The following is a 21668-nucleotide window of genomic DNA, read 5'->3' as shown; positions in this document are numbered from 1 at the left end:
GAGAGACCCTGAATGACTGCTTTCACTATCGCTCCGATCGGAACCTGCCGCATCCATACGCCGCTGCGCGATGCCGTGGGCCGCTACCCGATCAAGCTTCAACTCGGCCGCAACTACGGTTTCGTGCACACGGCCGCCGAAGCGCTCCAGCAGGCCCGTTTCATGTTCGGCCAAAGCGACATCCCCGCCGACGTGCAGCGCCTGATCTTCCGTCCGTCCAATGGCGAGCAGGCTCGCCGCGGCACGCACAAGCCGGCCGACCTGTACGTGGTCGAGCTGTCCTCGCGCAAGCTGCTGACCATTGACGGCCATCCCATCCAGTCCAATTACCTGGGCCGCTATTTCAGCGAGTTCTTCGCCGACCGCACGCGCACCCGCGCCTTCTGGTCCATGGCCGCCACCGACCGCCTGGCCGAACGCCGCGCGCAACTCGATCAGGACCCAGTCTTCAAGAGCCTGAGCGCGGAAGACCGCGACCTGCTCGCCCGCGTCGTCAAGCGTGACCAGACGGACGAGGAGATCGAGCAGGAGATGCGCCAGCTCGTCGAGCTGCTGGGCCGCGACAAGATCGTGTTCGTCACCCACGTGAATGCGCTCACGCCGGACAACGTGCCGATCGAACAGCGCCAGCAGCTGATCGCCGCCATTACCGCCGCGGCGCAGCGTATCGGGGTGCCGTGCTACGACCCGACGCCGCTCATGAACAAGATCGGCCAGGCCGAGGCGATGGAAGACGGCGGGCTGGACCTGACCCACTACACGCCGGTCTTCGCTGAGCGCCTGTACACGGACTGGTTCAAGAATTTCATCCGGCCGCGCATGAGCTCCTCGACCCCGCAGACCGCCGTGCCCAAGCTGGGCGCCGAGGAAAGCGTCGAGCGCATCGAGAAGCTGTGGGACTCGGGCGAACTGCGCGAAGCCTCGCGCCGTGTGCGCGACGTGCTGCGCCGCTACCCGGGCCTGCCGGATCACGTGGTGCTGTTTGCGCGCATCCAGGAAGAGCTGGGTGACTACGAAGGTTCGCTGGCGCTTCTGACCAGCGCCGACGGCACCCTGGCCTCGGGCAGCAAGGCCGAGCAGATCCTGATGCGTAACCAGTTCAAGCTGGGCCGCTACGACGTGGCGTACTCGCTGGCAGCCGGCCTGCTGGGCGACGAAATCGAAACGCCGGAAATCGTGCGCATCGCGGCGGTGTCCGCGGGCCACCTGGGCTATGTCGACGAAAGCCTGGGCAACTGGAAGCAGCTTTTCCGCATCAGCGCGCCGGGCGACGCCATGTCGCTGGAAGCGGCCGACACCGTACTGTCGCTGTTGCAGACGGGCGGCGACATGGAAGCGGCGATTCGCTGGGTCCAGGAAGTCCGCGCGGCCAATCCCAGCTACGGTCGCGGCTTCGCGGTCCTGTGGCGCGACCGGCTGCTGGCCGGCGACCGCGACGCGCTGCGCGATCTGGCGAACGAGCAGCCCAAGCTGGAAGAGGGCGACGCGCTGGAATTGGTCAAGGAAGCCTCGTGGCGCGGTTGCATCGTGGCCGCGGCGACGCTGGCGGCCTCGTGCAACCTGGCCAAGAGCGAGCAGGAAGACATCAGCGGCTGGTTGCAGGCGCAATCGGCAACGTGGGCCGAAGAAGGCAACCGCGCGCTGGAGGAAGGACGCCTGCGTGATGCGGCCGAACGCATCTGCGCGCACCGTCTGCTCAACCCCGACGCGCTGACCGGCGCACGGGCGCAGCGTGCATTCGAACGCGCCATGCGCCTCGGCGCGCGGGCCGCGCTGGTGGCGGGCAACCACAAGGAAGTGATCGACCTGACCAACCTGGCCATCGACACGAACGTGGACTTCCCCGAGCTGCACGCCATGCGTGGCCGCGCCGCCGACGCGCTGGGCGACAAGAAGACGGCCATGCGCCATCTGGAAGTGGCCGCCGCCGGCGAGTCCGCCCCGTTCAGCACGAAGCTGCACTTTGCCCGCGTGGCCTTCAATGGCGGCTGGTTCGGTGAAGCCATCGACGCCTACAAGGACGTGCTTGCCCATCCGGGCGCCGACCAGAGCGCCAAGGACGAAGCCGAGCGCCAGTTGGGCCGGTTGGGACCGCGCGCCATCCGCGGCGCCCGCGAGCTTCTGTCGAATGGCGATCATCAGGGCGCATGGAAGCTGCTGGATCGCGTGGCCCAGTCGTGGCCCGGCATGCCGGAGGTCGATCACGAGAAGCGCCGCATCCTGGCCTATCTGTACGCCGAGGCGCGCGCCCTGGATTCGTCCAGCACGACCGAACGCCTGGCGCTGGGCGAACGTATCGTCTCGCTCGTGCCTGACGATCCCATCGGCCTGCGTCTGGCCGCAGTGGGCGCGATGCGTCTGCACCGGTTCGAACAGGCCCTGCCGTACTGGAAGACGCTGCAGGAGCGTTCCGAGAACCCGGCGCAATACGACAGTTACATCGAGCGCTGCCTCGCGTGGATCGAAAAGATCAACCGGAGAAAGGCAGCATGAATCCGCCACTGATTACCGAGCGAGCGGACGCCAAGTCCGAACTTCAGCAAGTTCAAGCGCAGTTGGAGGAAATCGTTGCGGCATCGGTGCGGGTTCAAGTCGCTCAGGAAAACCTGGCGCGGGCCAAGGAGCTTGCCCGCGGCCACATGCAAGACTCGAAGGTCCGGTTCCTGCTGCTTCGCCTGCAGGAATCGGCGGGCCTGAACGAAGGCATGGCCGAGCAGTGGACGACGCTGCTCGAGGAATGCCCGGATGACCTGCAGATCGTGCGCTATTGCGCGACGCGGCTGGTGAAGGAGCGGCACCTGGACGACGCCATGGCGCTGGTCGACCGTCACCTGCCCGCGTCCACGACGAATCCGGACCGCCTGTTCGCGCGGGCCAAGCTGCTGAGCGACATCCGCGCGCACGAGCAGTCCGACGCGCTGTTCCGCAGCCTGATCTCGCAGCACACGGATCGCAACATGCGGGTGGAGTTCGCCAAGCGCCTGCGCAAGCGCGGGCTTCTGGCGGACGCCTGGGAGGCGATCGCACCGGTGGCCAAGCACCTGACGCCAGGCAGCAAGGCGGCCGAGCTGGCCGAAGGGCTGGCCAGCGACTACGCGTTCTATCAGCGTTTCGAGTCCGAAGAGGCCTTGGCCGGCAAGGACGTGCGCATCATTTCGATGAAGCACGCGATCCTGCATTTCCGCCATCGCAAGCTTGCCGAGAACACGCCGGAAAAGGCCGTGTCGGTGGCGCTGGTCACCGGCAGCCTGGGACCGGGCGGGGCCGAGCGCCAGCTGACCCGTCTGGCCGGCGAACTGACCCGTCTGGCGGCTTCGCCGGAACAGCAGCCGCCCGACATCCTCATGCGCCCCAAGAAGGTCGAGGTGCTGGTCAAGCAGCACACCGAGCCGTCCGGCGTTTCAAAGAAGCAGGATGATTTCTTCCTGCCGGTGCTCATCAAGGCGCAGATTCCCGTCACGGAGATCAACCGCCTGCCGGCGATCTCGGTCGCGCACCAGGCCCTGCCCGAAGGCAGCCTGGGCCGCCTGCTGGAGCAGCTGCCGCCGCCCGTGCACTACGGCGTGACGCGGCTGGCGCCGGTGCTGCGCGCGAACCGGTTCGACGTGGTGAGCCTGTGGCAGGACGGCACGTGCCTGTTCGGCGCCCTGGCCGCGCTTCTGGCCGGCACGCCGACGATCCACCTGGTGTTTCGCGGCCTGCCGCCGAACATCCGCAAGGACCGGTTCCGCGAAGAGTATCCCGAGCTGTACCAGGCGCTGGCGCAGGTGCCCGGCGTGGTGTTCGTCAGCAACAGCCGCAAGGCCGCGGAAGCGTATGCCGAGTGGCTGGACCTGCCGCTCGAGCGCTTTCACATCCTGTACAACGGCGTGCCCGACCTGGCGACCGATGCGTCGGACGCCGACAAGGAAAAGTGGGAAGCCTTCCAGGCGCGCACCCAGGACGCCACGGAAACGATCGGCGGCGTGTTCCGCCTGGAACCCGACAAGCGTCCGCAGCTCTTCATCAAGCTGGCGGCGCTTTACCTGAAGGAGCGGCCACAGGCGCGCTTCTTCCTGGTGGGCGACGGGCGCCTGCGCGAGAACATCGAAGCGCTGGCGCAGGAACACGACGTCCTGGACCGGCTGCTGCTGGTGGGCCTGTCGAACCACGTGGGGTTCTGGTATTCGAAGATGGACGCCAGCGTGCTGCTGTCGCGCTACGAGGGCCTGCCGAACGTCCTGATCGAGGCGCAGCTGCTGGGCGTGCCGGTGATTTCCACGCCGGCGGGCGGGGCAGAGGAGTGTTTCGTCGAGGACGAAACGGGTCACCTGCTCAGCGACGTCGATCACCCCGACATGCACGAGGCGTACAAGAAGGTCTTGAACATGGTGGATCAGGTGCGCAGCAATGCGGACCTGCGGGCACACAGCCGCCAGCGGGCGCAGAAGCTGTTCTCGCTGGATGCGATGCTGACCAAGTTCATGAGCATCTGCATGCCCGCCATGACCGAGTCCCAGAACGACGAGCGCATCGACGTGGCGCCCCAGCGCCGCATGCTGGCGTAGTCGGCAGTTGTTCTTTTTCAAGTTGTTGACGCTGAAGGATCTTATGCAAATGAACGTCCCGGCCCTGGGATCGCGGCGACACGCGACCCTTGCCCTGCTGCTTCTGGCAGCGCTGACACTCTCGGGTTGCCAGCTCCCACGGTCCGGCCCGATGCTCAGCGAAATGACCGGTGCTCACGATGACAAGGACGTCATCGTGATGCCCGTGTCGCGTGAACTGGCGCAAAAGAGCAGGGTGCCCGACGTGGCCGATTTTCCTGTTCGCTACCGCGATCTGACGCAAGCCGGATTCGACAAGCTGGTGCCGGGCGACGGCATCAACGTGCGCGTCTGGGAGCGCGGCGGGCTGGGCGTGTTTGCCACGGACCCCTCCGGCGTCAGCGACCTGGGCAACCAGGAGATCGATCGTTCGGGCCATGTCTCGTTCCCGATCATCGGCAAGTTCCGCGCCGAGGGCATGACGCTTGGCCAATTGCATGACGCCATCGTGGCGCGCCTGAGCAAGCTCGTGGTCGGCGCGGACGTCAGCGTCACGCGCGCGGCCGACGCCCGCGGCCAGATGGTGACGGTGCAGGGCAACCTGACCAAGCCCGGCATGTACCCCATCACGCAGACCGCCCAGCGCCTGAGCAGCGCGCTGGCGCAGGCCGCGCCGGTGCAGACCAATCCCGAGCAGCTCATCATCAGCCTGCGCCGCGACAATCAGGTCGCCTCGGTGCGGCTGGCGGACATCTACCGCAATCAGAACAACGACATTCTTCTGCGCTCGGGCGATGTCATCACCGCCTACGATGCCAAGGAATTCCTGACCGTGCTGGGCGCGGCCGGCCAGCAGGGCCGGGTCGAGATCAGCAAGCGCAACTACAGCGTGCTGGACGCGCTGGCCGATTCGCGCGGCCTGGACGACAAGCTGGCCGACCCGCGGTCGGTGTTCCTGTTCACGCCCGCGAGGGCGGGGGCCGAAGGCAAGCCGGACCTGCTGCCCGTCGTGTACCAATTCGACCTCACGCGGCCGGAGCAGGTGGCGCTGGCGCGCGAGTTCACGGTGCATGAAGGACAGGCGATCTATATCTCGGACGCGCCGTTCACGCAGGTGCAGAAGGTGTTGTCGGCCTTCCGCGTCACGATGAGCGCCGGCTTCAGCGCCACGCGAGCCATCGACAGCGATTCGGGCGGCGGTTCGACCGGCGTAGCCCAATAGCGCGTCCATGAGCGTCCATGAGTAACGAGGATCGGATCAAGGGCTGGCGCTCGCGCCGCAAGGAAAGCAACTACACGGTAGGGTCTGGCGTCGCCAACTGGCGGCTGGACCCGGCCGCGCTGTTCGAGGCCAAGGCCCCGCCGGCCGTGCTGTTCAAGCCGCTATTGGCCCGCCTGCAGGGCGAGCCGCACGACTCCGTGGCGGCGCGGCGGGCGGTGTACGAGGCCGTGCAGGCGGAGCTGGATGCCGAGATCGCGCGCAGCGCGGTCGACGAGTCCCTGGCCGATTTTTCGCGGCGGCGCCTGCGCATCATCGTGCGCCTCCTGGAGCAGGACATCCGCGCGGGCGTGGACGTCTTCGCGCTGGGCTACATGCCGGCCAAGCTGATCGCCGAGGACGAGCGGCTGGCCGCCGCCCATGCGCGGCGCGTGGAGCGGCGCAAGCAGGACGAAGCACGCGAAGCGCGCCGCCATGCGTCGCGCAACGACATCGCGCTGGAGATCGAGGTCCCGCAAAGCGAGGCGGGCGACCTGGCCATCCTGCGCGACCGGCTGCGCACCCTGCATGAAGGGCATTCGGACGATACGGCCGGCCACCGGCCGATCGGCCGCACGCTGATGGCGATGTTCATCTATCAACTGCGCGTGATGCACGGCGAGAGCCGCATCGCGCTGGTGTGGGCGCTGGTGGGTCCCGTGGTGCTGCTGACGCTGATTTCGTCGCTGTACATCCTGATGGGCACGCACTACATCCTGGGCATGGACGTGCAGACGTTCTCGCTGCTGGGCGCGACGACCTGGATCATGTTCCGCCAGATCGCGTTTCGGAGCAGCACGGCCTATGTCTCGGCGCGTGGCCTGTTGAACTTCCAGGGCGTCACCCCGCTGATGTGCGCGCTGGTGCAGGCCATGATCTATGTATCGGTGTATCTCGTGGTGTTCGGGGTGCTGATCACCGCGGGCCATGCGATCGGGCTCATCACGCTGCCCAAGAGCTGGGCCGGCTTCATCCTGTTTGTCGTGCTGATGGGCGTGGCGGGCGCGGCGATGGGCGTGCTGTTCGGGTCGATCGCGACGTTCTGGCATTTCTTCCTGCGGCTGGCGCCGATCATCGAGCGCTTTCTCCAGATCTTCGCGGCCGTGTTTTTCGTGTCGGAGCAGTTTCCGGAGCAATTGCGGCCGTGGTTGCTGTGGTCGCCGCTGGCGCACGGCATGCAGTTGCTGCGCTCGGCGTACTTCCAGGCGTACGAGTCGCACGACGCCAGCCTGGGTTATTTCCTGACCTCGCTGGTGTTCATGATGGTGATCGCCCTGGTGGCCGAGCGCCTTGCCCGTCCCAATGTCCAGCCGATGTGAGGGTGACCAATGATTCATCTCAATGGCGTAACCGACGAACCCTATGCCTTCGGCAGCAGGCTGCCGCTGCTGGCCAACGCCACGCTCGACATTCCGGCCGGGCGGTATGCCTTGCTGTCGCCCGCGCCGGAAATGCACCGCCAGCTGGTGGACGTGCTGTGCTGCCTGCGGCCGCCGCGGCAGGGTTTCGTCAAGCACGACGGCAACGTCTCCTGGGCGATTGGCCGCCAGGGCTTCATCCGCGGCAAGGCCAGCGGCCTTGCCATGATCGATTTCGTCAGCGAGATGTACGAGATCGATGCCGACGCGACGTACGAACTGGTCGCGGACCTGATCAGCGATTCCAAGATGCTGGCCAAGCCCATGGAGCATTGGCCGCTCTACGTGCGGCAGGAGTTCTCGTTCGCGCTGGCGCTGGCGCCCGCGTTCGATGTCTACGTGATCGAAGGGAGCATTCCCTTCGAGCCTTGCCGTTTCACCCGGCTCTGGCTGGCTCTGTTCGAAGAGCGGCTGGTGGGCCGGACACTCATTTTTTCCAGTTATCGCCAGAATCAGTTGGCGGATTATTGCTTCAAAGGCTTGATCTATGAACGAAGCGCGCTCAGCATCGACGACGACCTCGACCAGTGCCTCCGCAGGTATCCCCCGCGACGATCTCGGAGCGACTCCGGCACAGGCGACGACGTCCTCGGAGGCGGCTTCGACGAAGGCCAGCTCGGCTTCTGAGGGCGGATCCGAGATCGAACGCCGCCGCCGCGAGCGGCAATCGGCGCTGCGCGAGCGCCGGCGCCATCGCTGGGTCAACGCGCTGATCGTCCTGGTGCCGGTGGTGCTGGCGCTGATCTACCTGTCCTTCGTCGCCACGCCGCGCTACGAAGCCGAGTCGCGCTTTTTCGTGCAGTCGGCGTCTAACCAGCAGGGCGGCGGGGGCGCGGCGGCCAGCCTGCTGACCACGGGCAACTCCGGCGGCATGCTGGGCGGCTTCGTGGACGGATGGGCCGTCGCGGACTTCCTGAAATCGCGCGACAGCATGCAGCAGCTTGACCGCAAGGTCGGCCTGCGGCGTTACCTGATGAACGACGGACTGGATCCGCTGAACCGCCTGGCCGAGGACGCCAGCGAGGACGATCTGTACCGCGCCTATCAGGCCTCGGTGCACGTCTCGTTCAACGCGCTGGAGCAGATCGATGTGCTGCGCGTCAGCGCGTTCTCGTCGGAAGACGCGGCCACGCTGTCCAAGGCGCTGATCGGCCTGGCCGAGGAATTCGTCAGCTCGATGAACGAGAAGGGGGTGGCCGACAAGCTGAAGGTGAGCGAGGAGTCGGTCAAGCTGGCCGAGGAAAAGGCGTTGGCGGCGCGCGATGCGCTGACGACCTGGCGCACCAAGCACGGCAACATCGATCCCAGCGCAACAGTGTCGATGCTGCTCAACCTGTCCAGCCAGCTGGAAGGCGAGCTGAGCACCGCGCAGATCAACCTGGACAAGATCCGGGCGCTGGATAACAAGGACCATTTCATGCTCAAGCCTGCGCAGATGCAGGTGGCGGCGCTGAAAAAGCGGCTGGCTTCCGTGCGCCAGCGCCTGAGCGGCGACGGCAATACGGAAGCCAAGCAACTGAAGGAATACGAGGCGCTGCGTAATGCCCAGGTGTTTGCGGATTCCAACCTGACGCTGGCGCAGCAGTCGTACCAGCAGGCGATGACGGACGCGCTGCGCCTGCAGCGGTATCTGTCCATCATCGCGCAGCCGGTTCCGACCGACCGCCCCAGCAGCCCGCGCACCGGCATTCTGCTGTTGCAGGCCCTGGCGCTGGGATTTGTGCTCATGTTCATCGCCCGCGTCGCGATGGCTTTGTTGAGGGGGCTGCGTCATGGTTGAAACGGTCGTTGGAAACTCCCCGCCGCAAGCCGGCGCCGAACCCAAGGACGCCACGGCGCGCCTGCGTGACGTCATCGGACAGATCCGCGCCTCGGCAGACCCGGCGCGCGACATGACCGCGCTGGAGCCGGCGCTGCGGCCGGCGAAGGATGGCTGGCGTGAGGTCCGGCGCCTTCTGGTGTCGCCGTACGTGAAGGAGGGCAAGCTGGCCCCCGCCGTCGCGGCGCTGGAGACGCTGATTGCCGTGTATCCCGACCGGGCCGACGACAGGCGCCTGCTCGCCAGTCTGCTCGCCCGCCTGGAGCAATGGGACAAGGCCATTGCGCAGGCGGACGCCGCCGCCGGCATCGAACCCGGCAATGCGTCGCTGCATGCCGCGCGCATCCAGCTGCGCGTGCAGGCGGGGCGCGTGCTGGAGGCGGCGGAAGTCGCCCGCACGACCCTTGCGCTTGCCCAGAGCGCGCCGGAAGATGCGTATTCGTGGCTGATGGCCTTCGTGCGCAACGGCGATGTGGCCGAGGCAGCGGGCATCGCGGCAGCGCTGGACCCGGACAACCTGCCCAATGCGCGCGTGGCCACGATGGCGGTGCGCGCGTTGCTGACGGACCGCCGCAACGCCGCGGCCATTCGTCTTGGCGACGCCGCCTTGCGCGCGGGCCACGACTGCGCGGCGCTGCGATCGTCGCTGGGGCTGGCGCATCTGCGGCGCGGCACCGAGGAAGATCGCAAGACGCATGCGCTGGCGCACTTTGAAGCAGGCCTGAAGGCCGCGCCCGACGACGTGCGGCTGCTGACGCTGCATGGTGAAACGCTGCTGCGCGCCGGACGCTACAAGGATTCCGTGGCGCCATTGGCGCGCGCCATCGAATTGGCGCCCGATCTCGAACAGACGCGTGGCCTGTATGCCCGGGCGCTGCGCTACACCTTGCAGTACGACGCGGCGGCCGAGCAGATGATGTTCCTGCTGAAAAAGTCGCCGGACAACCTGCTGTGGCAGCGGTCCGCCATTGGCGCGCTGTCGCAGGCCGGGCGCAAGGACGAGGCCGAGGCGCTGTTCGAGCAATACGTGGCCAAGCGCGGCGCGCGGCTGCCGGAGACCTTCCAGGAAGCCTTGGCGCGCATGGAAGCGCAGCTTGACACCGCACCCATTCCGCAGGCGCGATTGGACTGGGCCTGGTCGATGCGCGGCGACACCAGCATCGACCGCGCCACGTGGGAGCGCCGCGCGCGCTGGGGACACATGATCGACCATCTGCTGTTCGATTGGCTCGAATGCCGCGAGGAACGCGTCGAAGAGGCGATGGCCATGCTGGGTGAGCTGGACACCGGCGAGCGCTTCTTTGCGCCGCTGCTTGCCGCCGGCCGCGGTGTCGTGGTCGCCACTGCCCACGTCGGTCCAATGTATGCGGGCTTGATGGCCCTGGAACTGGTCGGCATCCCGTCGCGCTGGCTGGCGTCGGCGCCCAGCATCGCCCGCAGCAGCTACGCCGAGGCGCTGATCTCGACGGCCGACCAGACCGAAGCGCAGGTCGCCAAGGCCTGCATGCGCGCGATCAACTCGGGATTCGTGCTGTGCCTGGCGATCGACGGCGCGGCCAATCCCGCCGCGCCGCGCACGACGTTCGAAGGACAGGACGTCACCTATTCCGGCTTTGCGGCGCATCTGGCGCACCGGATGGGCGTGCCGTCCGTGTTCTACGCGCCGCGCTGGGAGAACGGTCAGGTGGCCTACACGCTGGAAATGCTGCCGGCCGCCAATCCGGGCGAGGAGGCCGACGCCTACGCGCAGCGCTGGCAGAAGGCGTACTTCGAGCGGCTGCGCGAGCACCTTGCCGGCCCGCCGGAAAACCTGCGGCTGAGCGGCGGCATCTGGCGTCACGTGACGGCCGCGGATCCGTCCGCGTGACGCACAGGGAGCAATTTGTGATGCGACTTCAAAAGACGATGATGATCGGGCTGCTGGCGCTGGCCGGCCTGCATGGCGGCACTGCGGCAGCAGCCGAGCCGTGCAAGGCGCCGGACGAGCACTGTCCGTTCGTCTCGGCGTTGCTGGCGCAGCGCGAAGGGTATGGGGCCAAGGCGACGGGCGGCCTGGGCGGCAAGTTCATTGAAGTGACGTCCGACCAGGACGCCGGCCCCGGCACGCTGCGGGCAGCGCTGGCGCAGGCCCGCAAGGGGCCGACGTGGATACGCTTTGCCTCGGACATGACCATTGTCCTGAAGTCGCAGTTGCGGGTTCCGTCCAACACGACCATCGATGGCCGCGGCAAGCGGGTGGCCCTGATCGACGATGGCCTGGGCGTGTATGGCGCGAAGAACGTCATCCTGACGCACCTGACCATCGACGGGCGGCTCACCCGCCTCACGCAGGCCGTGAACGTGGCCAACGACAGCCGCGACGTGTGGGTTGACCACATGGATCTGTCGCGGATGTCGGATCGCCTGTTGAACGTGAAGAACGGCTCGACCGACGTGACGATCTCGTGGACCAAGTTCCACAATTCAAACAAGGTGATGCTGCTGAACAACATCACGTCCAAGAACCTGTTCCAGAACTACGAGCGCGATTCGATTGCACGTGTAACGTTGCATCACAACTATTTCTTCAACACCGTGCAGCGCAATCCGCGCGCGCAATTCGGCACCTTCCACCTGTTCAACAACCTGCTAGAGAACTGGGACTTCTACGGCATGAGTTTCAGCCTGGAGGCCAAGGCGCTGGTGGAAGGCAACATCTTCAACAACGATGCCCAGCGCAAATGCGTGGAACCCGAGTTCTTTCCCACCGTGGAAGGCATCAATGTCAATTATTGTCGCTATATCCCGATTGCGCCGGCGCGCAGCGCATTGGAAAATGGCGACTCCGATCGCGGGGCCTATGAAAGGCGCAAGGAGGATCACGGGTACACTCGCGACTTCAAGGCGTTTCTGCGTCTGAAAGACAACCTGTACCTGGGCGATGCGAAGCCGGTGCTGCAGGATTACCGCCCCGAGTCGGCGCCCACGCCGCCGTATTGTTACGGCTACGAGAAGGCGACGCCCGAGCTGGCCGAGAAGATCCGCAAGTTTGCGGGCAATACATCGGGCGATACGCCCCTGCCGGCCTCACGCACGGGTGCGGGTTGCCAGGCTGAAAGTCATCGGCCAGGGTCTTGATTTCAGAGTTTTCCGATTGCGCGCGGTTCTGCAAGAAAGCAGGATGTCGCGCGAGATTTCACCAAGTGAGTGGCCATGGCCGATGTCGTCGTATTCGTTCGTAGCAAGTCGCGCTACGGCGACCAGATAGTGGCGTATCCCGCGCTGTATCAAGTCAAGAAATTGTGGCCGGACAAGCAGGTGCGCGTTGTGTCCCGATTTGCCGTCGAGGACTTTTATACGCAGCTGCCGTGGGTGGACCAGTTTGTCCGCGCGGACGCGTTCGGCGATCAGGTCCGGGCGCTTCCGCGGCGCGCCAGCGCGTCGTTGACCCTGCATCATTCCAGCGAGCGCTTTGCCGTAATCAACCTGCTGCGCCGTCCCCCGATGCGCCTGGGCTTCAGCAACCGCCGCCTTGGCGACTGTGTCTGGACGCATTCGCACGTCAAGGACATCCGCGAATACATCGGGCTGGCAAACCTGCGGCTGCTGTCCACGGTGCAGCACCACGACCCCGAAGTCATCGCGCGCCAGTGCTTCCTTGAAATCGCACGGCCCTGCGCGGACAAGGTGCAACCGGCCGACATCGTCTTCATCCCGGGCGGTGGCGCAGGCAAGTTCAAGCGGTGGCCGGTGGAGCATTACGTTGCGCTGGCCGATCTGCTGCAGGCGCGGCTGGGCGGCGGGGCGACGTTCACGTTTGTGCTGGGGCCGGCTGAAGCGGCCGAGCGCGAACGCCTGCAAGCCCTGCAGCGGGCGGACTTCCGGCTTGAGAGCTGCCGGCCCGTGGCCGAGCTGGTCGCGCTGATGCAGCACGCGCGCCTTATCGTCTCCAACGATTGCGGCCCCTCCCATATCGCGCAGGGCCTCTGTGTGCCCTATGTGGGCGTGTTCAACGAATCCAACCCCGAATGGTTCTGGGCCCGCGAGTACACTCGCGACGTCGTGCCAGAAGCGGGATTTTCGAATATCGATTCGATTGAGCCGGGGCGTGTGCTCCAGGCTTGCATGACGGTATTGGACAAGTCCCCGCAGCGACCCGGGCTTGATCGGTGCGCCGCTTAGCCGATCACTAGCCGGCGCCTTGCGCGCAAAGCAATAAAAAAAAGGCCACCTGCGAAGGTGGCCTTAGTGCTTGGGCGACCGGGGCGTCCCGGTCGCGCCGTCATCACACCCCGATCGGACCGCCGTCGGCACGGCGGATCACCACCGTGGACGAACGCGGGCGGACGACGCCCGTGGTGGCGACGGTGGCGTCATCGGTGTCGTAGGCCGGCCAGTTCACCGGATGCTGGATGTTCAGGAAGACGCTGGTGTAGTCCGGCGTGAAGGCAAAACCGGTCACCTCGGCTTCGTTCGGTCCGATGAAGAAGCGGCGCAGGTCGGCCTGGTTGGTCGCATTGATTGCCGGGCCCGTGCCGGTGCTGTTGGCCAGGGCGCCGGGGATCACGGCCAGCATCTGGTCGTTGGTCGCGCGGGCCACGTCGTTGTTGCGGCCGCCGTCGATGCCGTTGTCGGTCTGGATCCACAGGATGCCGCGCGGGTCGAACCCCAGGCCGTCCGGGCTGGCAAGCTGGTTCAGCGCGGTCAGGCCGGAACGGTTGGTGTCGGCATCGGCGCCGGCGTTCGAACCGAACACGAAGATGTCCCACTTGAACTTGGTCGAGCCCGGCTCGTCGTGCCAGCGCACGATGTGGCCGTTGACGTTGTTCAGGCGCGGGTTGGCCGGGTTGGTGCCGCGGCTGGCATTGCGGCTGGTGTTGTTCGTCAGCGTCAGGTAGATGTCGCCGTTGGTCGGGTGCGTGGCCGTCCATTCCGGGCGGTCCATCGGCGTGGCGCCGACGAAGTCCGCTGCGCCGCGCGTGTTGATGATGATGTTTTCCAGGCTGCCGAATTCGTCGGCCAGCGTGCGGCCGCCCGCGCCCACGGTCGTGCCGACGAGCGGGATCCATTGGCCCGTGCCGTCGGCGTCAAAGCGCGCGACGTACAGCGTGCCCTTGTCCAGGTACTTCGAGCCCACGGCGAGGCGGTCGGTGCGCTCGGCATCCTTCGGATCCCACACGGCTTCCGACACGAAGCGGTAGATGTACTCGAAACGGGAATCGTCGCCGCTGTAGAAGGCGAGCGGCTTGCCGGCTTCGGGCATGGCGTAGGCGCAGCCTTCGTGCGCGAAGCGGCCCATCGCGGTGCGCTTGGTGGCGATGCTGTTTTCGTTGAACGGATCGATCTCGACCAGGTAGCCGAAGCCGTTGACTTCGTTGCGCCAATCCTGCGTGAAGTCGGCGCCGGTCTCGGTGACGTTAAAGCGCGCGAACTCGCCCTGGACTTCCAGCGGATCGTTGGCGCCCGTTTCCCATTGGTAGCGGCCGGCGGTATCCGGCACGCCCACGCGAAGCTGGTGCGCGGGTCGCGTGCCGGTGTTCACGAAGCAGGCGGCCCAGTTTTCTTCAGCGGTGATGTACGTGCCCCACGGGGTGAAGCCGTTGCCGCAGTTGTTGTTGGTGCCACGCACCATCGTGCCGGTGGGCGAGTACGGGGTCTTGACCCAGTCCGTGCCGCCGACCGGGCCGGCCAGTTTCATCGGCGTGGCCGACGTGAAGCGGCGGTTGTAGCGCGAATTGTGAACGATGTTCCAGCGGCCGTTTTCCAGGCGCACGTGCAGGATCGCCACGCCGTGCGCGTTGATCTCCTTGCGGATTTCCTCGATGGGACGCACGCCTGCGACGTTCGTCGGGCCGTTCGGGTGCAGCGCGCCCTGGTCGATGTATTCGTGGTTGATCGCCAGCAGACCTTCGGTGGAGCTGCCGTTGATCGGGAAGAAGTGCATGCCGTCGTGGTGCATGCCGGTGGAGTTGAGCAGGTCCGTCGAGCTGTTGTTGCCGTTGCGGTCCCAAGGATTGGCGTTGTCGTTGAACGGCGTGCCCCACGGCGCGAACACGTGGGCGGTGTAGCCGGCCGGCACGACACAGGCGTCGGTCATGGAGGTGGGCAGGGACTCGAAGCCGAGCTTGATCGGAGCGGCAGGCTGCTCGCCGCCGGGCACTTCGGGCGCGGGATTCTGGCCGCCGTTGCCGGCGTCGTCGTCATCGTCGTCGCTGCCGTTACAGCCGGCCAGGCCCAGGCTGGTCATCGTCGCGAACGCGGCGGCGATGCCGCCGCGCATCACCATGCGGCGGGACATGTTCTTTTCGAGGATCTCGCTGAACGGGGTGCTCTGGCTGGGGTTGCGGACAGTCTTGTCGGAGATGGACTTGCTCATTGGAACTCCTGGCTTTGGGTCTGATGCCCGATGGGGACGAGCAATACTAGAAGTCCGAAATGAAAGGTTAATGACAGAGCTCTGAAATTGCGGCGCGCGGCAAGCGCGTGGCCAAAAACAAATGGCTGACCCCGCATGCGCGGGCGTCAGCCACGGGACCCGATAAGGCAGGCGCGTCTATCTGTTCTCGTCGTCCATCGTCAGCGCGCCGTCCTTCATGATGCCTTGCGCGATCTCTTCGGCCGACTTGCCGGCAAAGCCGTGTTCGCCGGCGGTGATGCGCAGGCTGTCGCCTTCCAGCGGACTCATCAGCGTGGCCGAAGACAGGAGAATGCCGTTCGCGCGGAACTGCACGCGCTGGCCCACGCGCTCGCGCGTGAAGTTCGCCAGCGCCTTGCTGCTGTCCGGCTTGAGCTTGATGTCGACAATGCGGGCGTTGGTGTGCGGATCGGCGCCGGGCGTGGCCTGCTCGACCTGCAGGGTGACGGATTCGGCGAGGGCGGCAAGGGGGGCGGCGGCGGCAAGCGCCGCGGCCAGCGCGGTGGCCAGCATGGGATGTCGCAGGGACGGCATGGAAACGCTCCTTCTGATGGACGACGGCTCCATCCTATACGGATCGCCTCGGGCGGGGATGACCGTCTGATATATTCCTGACGAAATTTTGCCGGCTTGGGCCGCGCCCGAGGACAGTGAGAAATGACCATGATTGCACGCGCGGCCTGCCTGTTGTCCATCGCACTTCTGGCGGGCACGGCCCACGCCGGTTCCGCGCCCGCTTCGCTGTCGTGCGTATCCGAGAGCGGCAAGGTGGCGCTCAAGGGCGATATTCCGTCGCCATCGTCCGATGCGTTGGCCCTGACCTTGACGTACGCCGCGGCCACGCTGTCGTTCACGGCCGACGACGCGCCGGCATATGTGGTCGCCAATTTCTCGCAGTCGGTCTTCACGCTGGTCGCGCCGGCCGACGGGCAGGCGCTGACGTTGTACGCGCTGCCGTCCACTGTTGCCGTGAAAAAGACGGCGGACGGCGACATGGCGGGCACGTTCCAGGCCAAGTTGCTGGGCCCGCGTCCCGGCGGCAAGGCGGCCAGCGGTTATCCCGCGCCGCTGCAGGCCACGTTGAATTGCGATTACCGCTATTCGCTATAGGCCCCGCCCGCCGCGTTCACTGCCCAGGCATCGATTTGCGCCGCCGCGCCGCATTTGACGGGCGGGAGGCGGCACGCCCACAATCGGCCGGATGACAACCGGCAGGCGGGCCGGCGATGCCCGCCGCCACGATCCCGGAGGAACCCATGGCAGACACCCAGAAAGAAACCCAGAAAGAAACCCAGGCGCTGTTCGATCAAGGCCTGGCGCTGCGCCGCGAAGTGCTCGGCGCCGATTATGTCGACGGATCGCTGGCGCGCGCCAACGACTTCATGATGGCGTTCCAGAACATCACCACGGAGTGGTGCTGGGGCTATACATGGGGCCGTCCCGGGCTGGAGAAGAAAACGCGCAGCATGCTCAATCTGGCCATGCTGACGGCGCTGAACCGTCCGGCCGAGATCAAGCTGCACGTCAAGGGCGCCCTGAACAACGGCGTGACGGTCGAAGAGATCAAGGAGATTCTCTTGCAGGCCACGGTGTATTGCGGCATTCCCGCGGGGCTGGACGCTTTCAAGGTGGCCAACCAGGTGCTGGAAGAGGAAGGCGCATTCAAGCAGGCAGAGCAGGCCTGAGGCCCTTGCCGCGCGAAAAACGGCAGGAATCGCGCGGTGCTTTTTGCCTTGCTCGCCCGGAGGGCAGGCTATGATGAACTGTCATCAAGTGTGTTACAAACACACAACATTTGAAATAAAACGCATAGGCTTCACCGCAGGACTGCATCGCGCAGCCCTGCGTCTGACATTACGCGTTCGCGCCTTGGGCGCCAACGCATTTTCCGGCACAGTTTGCGACGTCATGCCCTGACCGGGCGCCGCCGCGAAAGCAGTATGGCTACACAAACGCAGTTTCCCGATTCCACGCGGGTGATCGCGGCCTTCGACTTTGACGGCACGCTCACCCAGCGCGACACGTTCGTCCCCTTCCTGGCCCACTTGTCGTGGGTCCGTTTTCTGACGGCGCTCTTGCAAACCGCCCCGGCGCTGGCGGCCTTTGCCATGCGCCTGCGCAGCAACGAAGACGCAAAAAGATCACTGTGCCGCGCCGCGCTCCGCGGACGTCCGCGCGCCCAGCTGGCCCACGTCGCCCGCGCCTGGGTGCACACCATCCCGCTGCGGCCCGCGCTTATCGACCGTCTTCGCTGGCATCAGCAGCGCGGCGACCGCTGCGTGCTGATCAGCGCGTCTCCCGATATCTACCTGGAAGAAGTGGCGCGATACCTGGGGTTCGACGACCTTATCTGCACGCGCATGGCGGTGGACGCAGAGGGCCGCCTGACCGGCGACTTTGACGGCTACAACTGCTGGGGGCCTGAAAAGCTGCGGCGCCTGACCGAACGCTTCGGCGGCACGGACCAATACGAACTGCACGCCTACGGCGACAGCCGCGGCGACCAGTGGCTCATCGATGCGGCGCACCACGCGTGGTATCGCGGGCAGGCGGTCAAGCCATGACCGCCTGGCTTTCCCTCTTGCGTCCGCAGCAGTGGCTGAAGAACGGCTTCGTGCTGATCGGCCTGATCTTCAGCCACGGCTGGTCCGACCCGGCGCTGGTGTTCGCGGTGGGTGTGGGTTTCGTGGCGTTTTGCCTGGCCTCCAGCGCGGTGTATGTCCTGAACGACTATCACGACCGCGCCGCCGATGCGGCCCATCCCAAGAAACGGCTGCGCGCCATCGCCAGCGGCCGGGTGAGCCTGCCCGCCGCCCGCGCGCTGATCGCGGTGCTGTTCTGCGCGGCGCTGGGCCTGCCGCTTGCGTGCGGATTGGGGCCGGTGGCGCTGGCCGTGGCCGGTTACCTGACCCTGAACATTGCCTACACGTTGAGCCTGAAGCACAAGGTGCTGGTCGATGTGTTCTGCATCGCATCCGGCTTCATGATCCGCCTGGCCTGTGGCACTTACGCGGTGGGCATCGTCCCGTCGCGCTGGATGCTGCTGTGCAGTTTCATGCTGACCCTGTTCCTGGGCTTTGCCAAGCGGCGCGCCGAGATTGCCTCGGCGCCTCTGGATGCGCCGGCGTCGGAGGGCAGCACGCGCACCGTGCTGCGGCATTATTCGCCGCAACTGCTGGACATTCTGGTGGCCATTACCGCCAGCACGACGCTGCTGGCGTATGGCCTTTACACGGTGGACTCGGACACCGCCGCGCTGCACGGGACGCAGAATCTGATCATCACGCTGCCCATCGTCACGTTCGGCGTATTTCGCTATCTGTACCTGCTGTACAAGGGCGGATCGGGCGAAGAGCCGGGCCGCGATCTGCTTGCCGACAACCAGATACGCCTGGCGGTGCTGGCCTGGGTGGCCGTGGTGGTTTTGCTTGTAAGGACGTAGACATGGCATATCTTTGGCTGATTCTCAGCGGGGCCTGTAGCGTGGCGGCCAGCGTGGCGCTCAAGGCGGCGGGAAGCAGCGCCGCACAAGCGGCCGCGCCGTCCCTGCTGAGCCAGGCGCTGCCCTATCTGGGCGCCATCGGCGCGTACGGACTGGGTTTTGGTTTTTATGCGCTGGCGCTGCGCCAGCTGGATCTGACGCTGGCCTATCCGTTGATGGTGGCTTTTGCCATCGCTGGCGTCTTTGCCTACGGCCTGTTGTCCGGCACGGAAACCATCACCGCCCTGCGGATGGCGGGCGCGGCGTTCATCGCCATTGGCGTCTTCCTGATTTCGAAATAGGCGGGCACAGGCATGCAACGTTTCTTCAATGGCGCGTGGTACCGCGGGTTCCTGCTCTGCTGCGCCTACGTGGTGGCGGCGGCGGCCGTCATGAACGGCTTCTACACGAAGTGGCGGCTCAACGACGGCCACGCGGCCCTCGGGCTGACGCAGATGGTCGAGGGCACGGCCTACCGCCCCTATGTGTATCGCCAGTTCGTGCCGGCGCTGGCCAATGGCATCCAGTCGCTGCTGCCGGCGTCCACCGTGGCGCGCCTGTCCGAACGCCTTGCCGAACCCCGGCGGGTGGACAGCCGCTCGGGCCTGGCAATGCGCTATCCGGGGTCCGAGGCCCTCATGCCGGCCGTGACCCTGCGCTATCACCTGGTCTACTACCTGACCTTCGCCGCGCTGCTGACCTCGCTTTTCGTCATGCGCCGCGTGGCGTTGCGTGCGGGGGCCGGCGCCGCGGCCGCCACGATCGCGCCCGCGCTGCTTGCGATGGTGGTGCCGTTCTTTCTGACCGAGGGCGGCTTTTTCTATGACTTCGTCGAACTGATGTTCATCATGAGCGCCGTGCTGCTGGCGCTGGGCGCATCGCGCCAGACGCCGGTGCGGCTGTGCGCGTTGGTGGCGCTGGCCGGGCTGGCCACCTGGAACAAGGAAGCCTTCTTCTTTTTCACGCCCGCGCTGTATCCGCTCTTGCGGCGCAACCTGCCGCGGATGCACGCCGCAGGCGTGGTGGGCGTGCTGCTGCTGGTCAGCGGCTGCGTCTATCTGGCGCTGCGCCTGCGCTACGCGGGCAACCCCGGTTCGACGGTCGATTACCAGCTGTGGGACAACCTGCGCTTTTACGTGGACCCCGGCAACTGGCTGCGAACCGAGAACACCTATGGCGTCCTCTTGCCGCGCGGCTTCAGCATCGTGAGCATGCTGGCCTTTGCCGGCATTGCCCTCCACGGCTGGACGCGCCTGCCCCAGCCCCTGCGCTGGCACGCGCAGATGGCGCTGGCGATCAACCTGCCGCTGTTCCTGTTGTTCTGCTCGCCAGGCGAAATGCGCAACCTGAGCATGCTCTATCCGTCCCTGCTGTGCCTGCTGGCGCTGTCGCTGGCCAAATGGCTGGGCCCGCAGGGCGTCTCCCAACCGGCCGCCTCGGAAGTCCGATGATCCGTTTTTTCAATAGCGTGGTGTACCGCCGCTTTCTGCTGGCGATGTTGTATGTGATGGTGGCTGCGGCTGCCTTCAACGGTTTCTATACGAAGTGGCGGCTGAACGACGGGCATGGCCCGCATTCGCTGGCGGCCATGGTGGACGGCACCGCCCACCGTCCCTATGTGTACCGGCAATTTGCGCCGGCCATCGCCAACGGCATCCAGGATTTGCTGCCGACCGCGACGGTGGCGCGTCTGTCCGAACGGCTGACCGAGCCGCGCCGCGTGAACAGCCGCTCGGGGCTGGCGATGCGCTATCCGGAATCGGAAGCAATGCAGGCCCCCGTGACGCTGCGCTATCACCTCGTCTATTACCTGACCTTCGCGGCGCTGCTCGGCTCGCTGTTCGCCATGCGGTCGGTGTGTCTTGCGGCAGGCGCCAGCGGGGCCGCGGCGACCGCGGCGCCGATGGTCATCGCGCTGCTCTTGCCCTTCTTCCTGACCGAGGGCGGCTTCTTCTACGACTTCTTCGAAGTGCTGTTCATGGCGTGCGCGATCCTGCTGGCCTGGCGCATTCCCGTGGAGCGCCCCATGCGTGCGGCGGGACGGCTGGGCCTTCTGGCCGTCGTCGCGGCCATGGCGACATGGAACAAGGAGGCGTTCTTCTTCTACGTGGTGACGCTGTATCCGTTTCTGCGGCGCAGCCTGCCGCGCATCAAGGCAGCAGGCGTCGTGGCGGCCCTGGTGTTCGTCTGCGGCTGCGTGTATCTGGCGCTGCGCATGCGCTATGCGGGCAATCCCGGCGGCGCGGTGAGCTTCCAGCCGGGCGCGAATTTCTTCTACTTCCTCGATCCGGGCAACTGGTTCCGTACCGAAAGCACCTACGGCGTCGCGCTGCCCAAGGGCTTGAGCGCGGTAATGGTGCTGATGATCGCGGGCGTTGCCGCGACCGGCTGGCGCCTGCTGCCCACGCCGTTTCGCGTGCACGTGCTGATGGCGCTGGCGGTCAACGTGCCGCTCTTTCTGCTGTTCGCCGCCGAGGGCGAGGCGCGCAACCTGAGCATGCTGTACCCGTCGCTGCTAGCCCTGATGTCGATGGCGCTGACCGCATGGATCGGCGCGGCGGCTGCATCGCCATCGGCTGCGCTTCGCACTGCCGATTCCTGACGCGCGGCCCGGGCGGCGCAGCGAGGGCGGAGGCGCGGTAGCTGCGCGCCTCAGCGCAGGTTGCACCTGCCGCGACCAGCGTTCGCAGCGGGTTGCACCCGTGGCGGGGCTACTGCAGGGATAACCCGCGAGTTTTGGCGTGCCGTGGGTTATCCCTACTTGAGCCGGGC

18 protein-coding genes are annotated in these 21668 nt (G+C 66.2%); 16 read left to right on the top strand and 2 right to left on the bottom strand.

Annotated features, from left to right (window positions below):
• Nucleotides 1-12 precede the first annotated feature (12 nt).
• The 9 genes from H4P35_RS25115 (at nt 13) to H4P35_RS25075 (ending at nt 13182) form a co-directional block, all read left to right on the top strand.
• On the top strand, nt 13-2493 hold the full coding sequence (locus H4P35_RS25115; RefSeq protein ID WP_180097296.1) for a hypothetical protein: 2481 nt from the start codon (nt 13-15) through the stop codon (nt 2491-2493).
• Nucleotides 2490-4547: a glycosyltransferase gene (locus H4P35_RS25110; protein ID WP_180097298.1), complete on the top strand. Its 2058-nt coding sequence runs from the start codon at nt 2490-2492 to the stop codon at nt 4545-4547. Before H4P35_RS25115 ends, H4P35_RS25110 begins: the two co-directional genes overlap by 4 nt.
• 43 nt (nt 4548-4590) lie before the next feature.
• Nucleotides 4591-5748 carry a polysaccharide biosynthesis/export family protein gene (locus H4P35_RS25105; protein WP_056320018.1) on the top strand — a complete coding sequence of 386 codons (1158 nt, stop codon included), beginning with the start codon at nt 4591-4593 and terminating at the stop codon, nt 5746-5748.
• A gap of 17 nt (nt 5749-5765) precedes the next feature.
• Nucleotides 5766-7103 carry an ABC transporter permease gene (locus tag H4P35_RS25100; RefSeq protein WP_152382852.1) on the top strand — a complete coding sequence of 446 codons (1338 nt, stop codon included), beginning with the start codon at nt 5766-5768 and terminating at the stop codon, nt 7101-7103.
• 9 nt (nt 7104-7112) lie between these two features.
• A complete protein-coding gene (locus tag H4P35_RS25095; protein ID WP_226847427.1) occupies nt 7113-7829 on the top strand; it encodes an ATPase in 717 nt (238 codons plus the stop codon).
• Nucleotides 7830-7950: 121 nt separating this feature from the next.
• On the top strand, nt 7951-8982 hold the full coding sequence (locus H4P35_RS25090; protein WP_175156606.1) for a sugar ABC transporter: 1032 nt from the start codon (nt 7951-7953) through the stop codon (nt 8980-8982).
• Nucleotides 8975-10888 carry a tetratricopeptide repeat protein gene (locus tag H4P35_RS25085; RefSeq protein WP_226847426.1) on the top strand — a complete coding sequence of 638 codons (1914 nt, stop codon included), beginning with the start codon at nt 8975-8977 and terminating at the stop codon, nt 10886-10888. The genes H4P35_RS25090 and H4P35_RS25085 overlap by 8 nt, the downstream gene beginning before the upstream one ends.
• A 20-nt stretch (nt 10889-10908) precedes the next feature.
• A complete protein-coding gene (locus H4P35_RS25080; protein WP_226849538.1) occupies nt 10909-12138 on the top strand; it encodes a polysaccharide lyase family 1 protein in 1230 nt (409 codons plus the stop codon).
• 75 nt (nt 12139-12213) lie between these two features.
• Nucleotides 12214-13182, top strand: coding sequence for a glycosyltransferase family 9 protein (locus H4P35_RS25075; RefSeq protein WP_226847425.1), 969 nt, complete (start codon nt 12214-12216; stop codon nt 13180-13182).
• Nucleotides 13183-13285: 103 nt separating this feature from the next.
• On the opposite strand, the gene H4P35_RS25070 is transcribed toward H4P35_RS25075, so the two are convergent.
• A complete protein-coding gene (locus tag H4P35_RS25070) occupies nt 13286-15376 on the bottom strand; it encodes a PhoX family phosphatase (protein ID WP_226847424.1) in 2091 nt (696 codons plus the stop codon).
• Between the two features lie 177 nt (nt 15377-15553).
• Nucleotides 15554-15949 (bottom strand): hypothetical protein, encoded by a 396-nt coding sequence (locus H4P35_RS25065; RefSeq protein ID WP_175156502.1) that lies wholly within the window; start codon nt 15947-15949, stop codon nt 15554-15556.
• Between the two features lie 123 nt (nt 15950-16072).
• On the opposite strand from H4P35_RS25065, the gene H4P35_RS25060 reads away from it, so the two are divergent.
• The 7 genes from H4P35_RS25060 to H4P35_RS25030 all read left to right on the top strand — a co-directional run bounded on the left by H4P35_RS25060 (nt 16073) and on the right by H4P35_RS25030 (nt 21498).
• Nucleotides 16073-16525: a hypothetical protein gene (locus tag H4P35_RS25060; protein WP_312540403.1), complete on the top strand. Its 453-nt coding sequence runs from the start codon at nt 16073-16075 to the stop codon at nt 16523-16525.
• 146 nt (nt 16526-16671) lie between these two features.
• On the top strand, nt 16672-17100 hold the full coding sequence (locus H4P35_RS25055) for a carboxymuconolactone decarboxylase family protein (RefSeq protein ID WP_056320016.1): 429 nt from the start codon (nt 16672-16674) through the stop codon (nt 17098-17100).
• Between the two features lie 255 nt (nt 17101-17355).
• The gene (locus tag H4P35_RS25050; protein WP_226847423.1) at nt 17356-17979 is read left to right on the top strand and encodes an HAD-IB family hydrolase; all 624 of its coding nucleotides are present in this window, start codon (nt 17356-17358) and stop codon (nt 17977-17979) included.
• On the top strand, nt 17976-18857 hold the full coding sequence (locus tag H4P35_RS25045; RefSeq protein WP_152382846.1) for a decaprenyl-phosphate phosphoribosyltransferase: 882 nt from the start codon (nt 17976-17978) through the stop codon (nt 18855-18857). Before H4P35_RS25050 ends, H4P35_RS25045 begins: the two co-directional genes overlap by 4 nt.
• 2 nt (nt 18858-18859) lie before the next feature.
• Complete coding sequence (locus tag H4P35_RS25040) at nt 18860-19198, top strand: multidrug efflux SMR transporter (RefSeq protein ID WP_142052518.1); 339 nt, start codon at nt 18860-18862, stop codon at nt 19196-19198.
• A gap of 12 nt (nt 19199-19210) precedes the next feature.
• A complete protein-coding gene (locus tag H4P35_RS25035) occupies nt 19211-20347 on the top strand; it encodes a hypothetical protein (protein WP_226847421.1) in 1137 nt (378 codons plus the stop codon).
• Nucleotides 20344-21498 (top strand): hypothetical protein, encoded by a 1155-nt coding sequence (locus H4P35_RS25030; protein WP_226847419.1) that lies wholly within the window; start codon nt 20344-20346, stop codon nt 21496-21498. The genes H4P35_RS25035 and H4P35_RS25030 overlap by 4 nt, the downstream gene beginning before the upstream one ends.
• The last annotated feature ends 170 nt before the right edge of the window (nt 21499-21668 follow it).

The organism is Achromobacter sp. 77 (assembly GCF_020541125.1).
GTDB classification, from domain to species: domain Bacteria; phylum Pseudomonadota; class Gammaproteobacteria; order Burkholderiales; family Burkholderiaceae_B; genus Achromobacter; species Achromobacter mucicolens.
Note: the sequence above shows the minus strand (reverse complement) of the source record. Positions and strands in the feature narration are given on the sequence as shown.

Coding starts and splice junctions, on each gene's coding strand:
- H4P35_RS25105 (WP_056320018.1), top strand. CDS start 4,591: ATGCAAATGAACGTCCCGGCCCTGGGATCGCGGCGACACGCGACCCTT.
- H4P35_RS25065 (WP_175156502.1), bottom strand. CDS start 15,949: ATGCCGTCCCTGCGACATCCCATGCTGGCCACCGCGCTGGCCGCGGCG.
- H4P35_RS25115 (WP_180097296.1), top strand. CDS start 13: ATGACTGCTTTCACTATCGCTCCGATCGGAACCTGCCGCATCCATACG.
- H4P35_RS25040 (WP_142052518.1), top strand. CDS start 18,860: ATGGCATATCTTTGGCTGATTCTCAGCGGGGCCTGTAGCGTGGCGGCC.
- H4P35_RS25030 (WP_226847419.1), top strand. CDS start 20,344: ATGATCCGTTTTTTCAATAGCGTGGTGTACCGCCGCTTTCTGCTGGCG.
- H4P35_RS25050 (WP_226847423.1), top strand. CDS start 17,356: ATGGCTACACAAACGCAGTTTCCCGATTCCACGCGGGTGATCGCGGCC.
- H4P35_RS25100 (WP_152382852.1), top strand. CDS start 5,766: ATGAGTAACGAGGATCGGATCAAGGGCTGGCGCTCGCGCCGCAAGGAA.
- H4P35_RS25095 (WP_226847427.1), top strand. CDS start 7,113: ATGATTCATCTCAATGGCGTAACCGACGAACCCTATGCCTTCGGCAGC.
- H4P35_RS25045 (WP_152382846.1), top strand. CDS start 17,976: ATGACCGCCTGGCTTTCCCTCTTGCGTCCGCAGCAGTGGCTGAAGAAC.
- H4P35_RS25055 (WP_056320016.1), top strand. CDS start 16,672: ATGGCAGACACCCAGAAAGAAACCCAGAAAGAAACCCAGGCGCTGTTC.
- H4P35_RS25110 (WP_180097298.1), top strand. CDS start 2,490: ATGAATCCGCCACTGATTACCGAGCGAGCGGACGCCAAGTCCGAACTT.
- H4P35_RS25060 (WP_312540403.1), top strand. CDS start 16,073: ATGACCATGATTGCACGCGCGGCCTGCCTGTTGTCCATCGCACTTCTG.
- H4P35_RS25080 (WP_226849538.1), top strand. CDS start 10,909: ATGCGACTTCAAAAGACGATGATGATCGGGCTGCTGGCGCTGGCCGGC.
- H4P35_RS25075 (WP_226847425.1), top strand. CDS start 12,214: ATGGCCGATGTCGTCGTATTCGTTCGTAGCAAGTCGCGCTACGGCGAC.
- H4P35_RS25070 (WP_226847424.1), bottom strand. CDS start 15,376: ATGAGCAAGTCCATCTCCGACAAGACTGTCCGCAACCCCAGCCAGAGC.
- H4P35_RS25085 (WP_226847426.1), top strand. CDS start 8,975: ATGGTTGAAACGGTCGTTGGAAACTCCCCGCCGCAAGCCGGCGCCGAA.
- H4P35_RS25035 (WP_226847421.1), top strand. CDS start 19,211: ATGCAACGTTTCTTCAATGGCGCGTGGTACCGCGGGTTCCTGCTCTGC.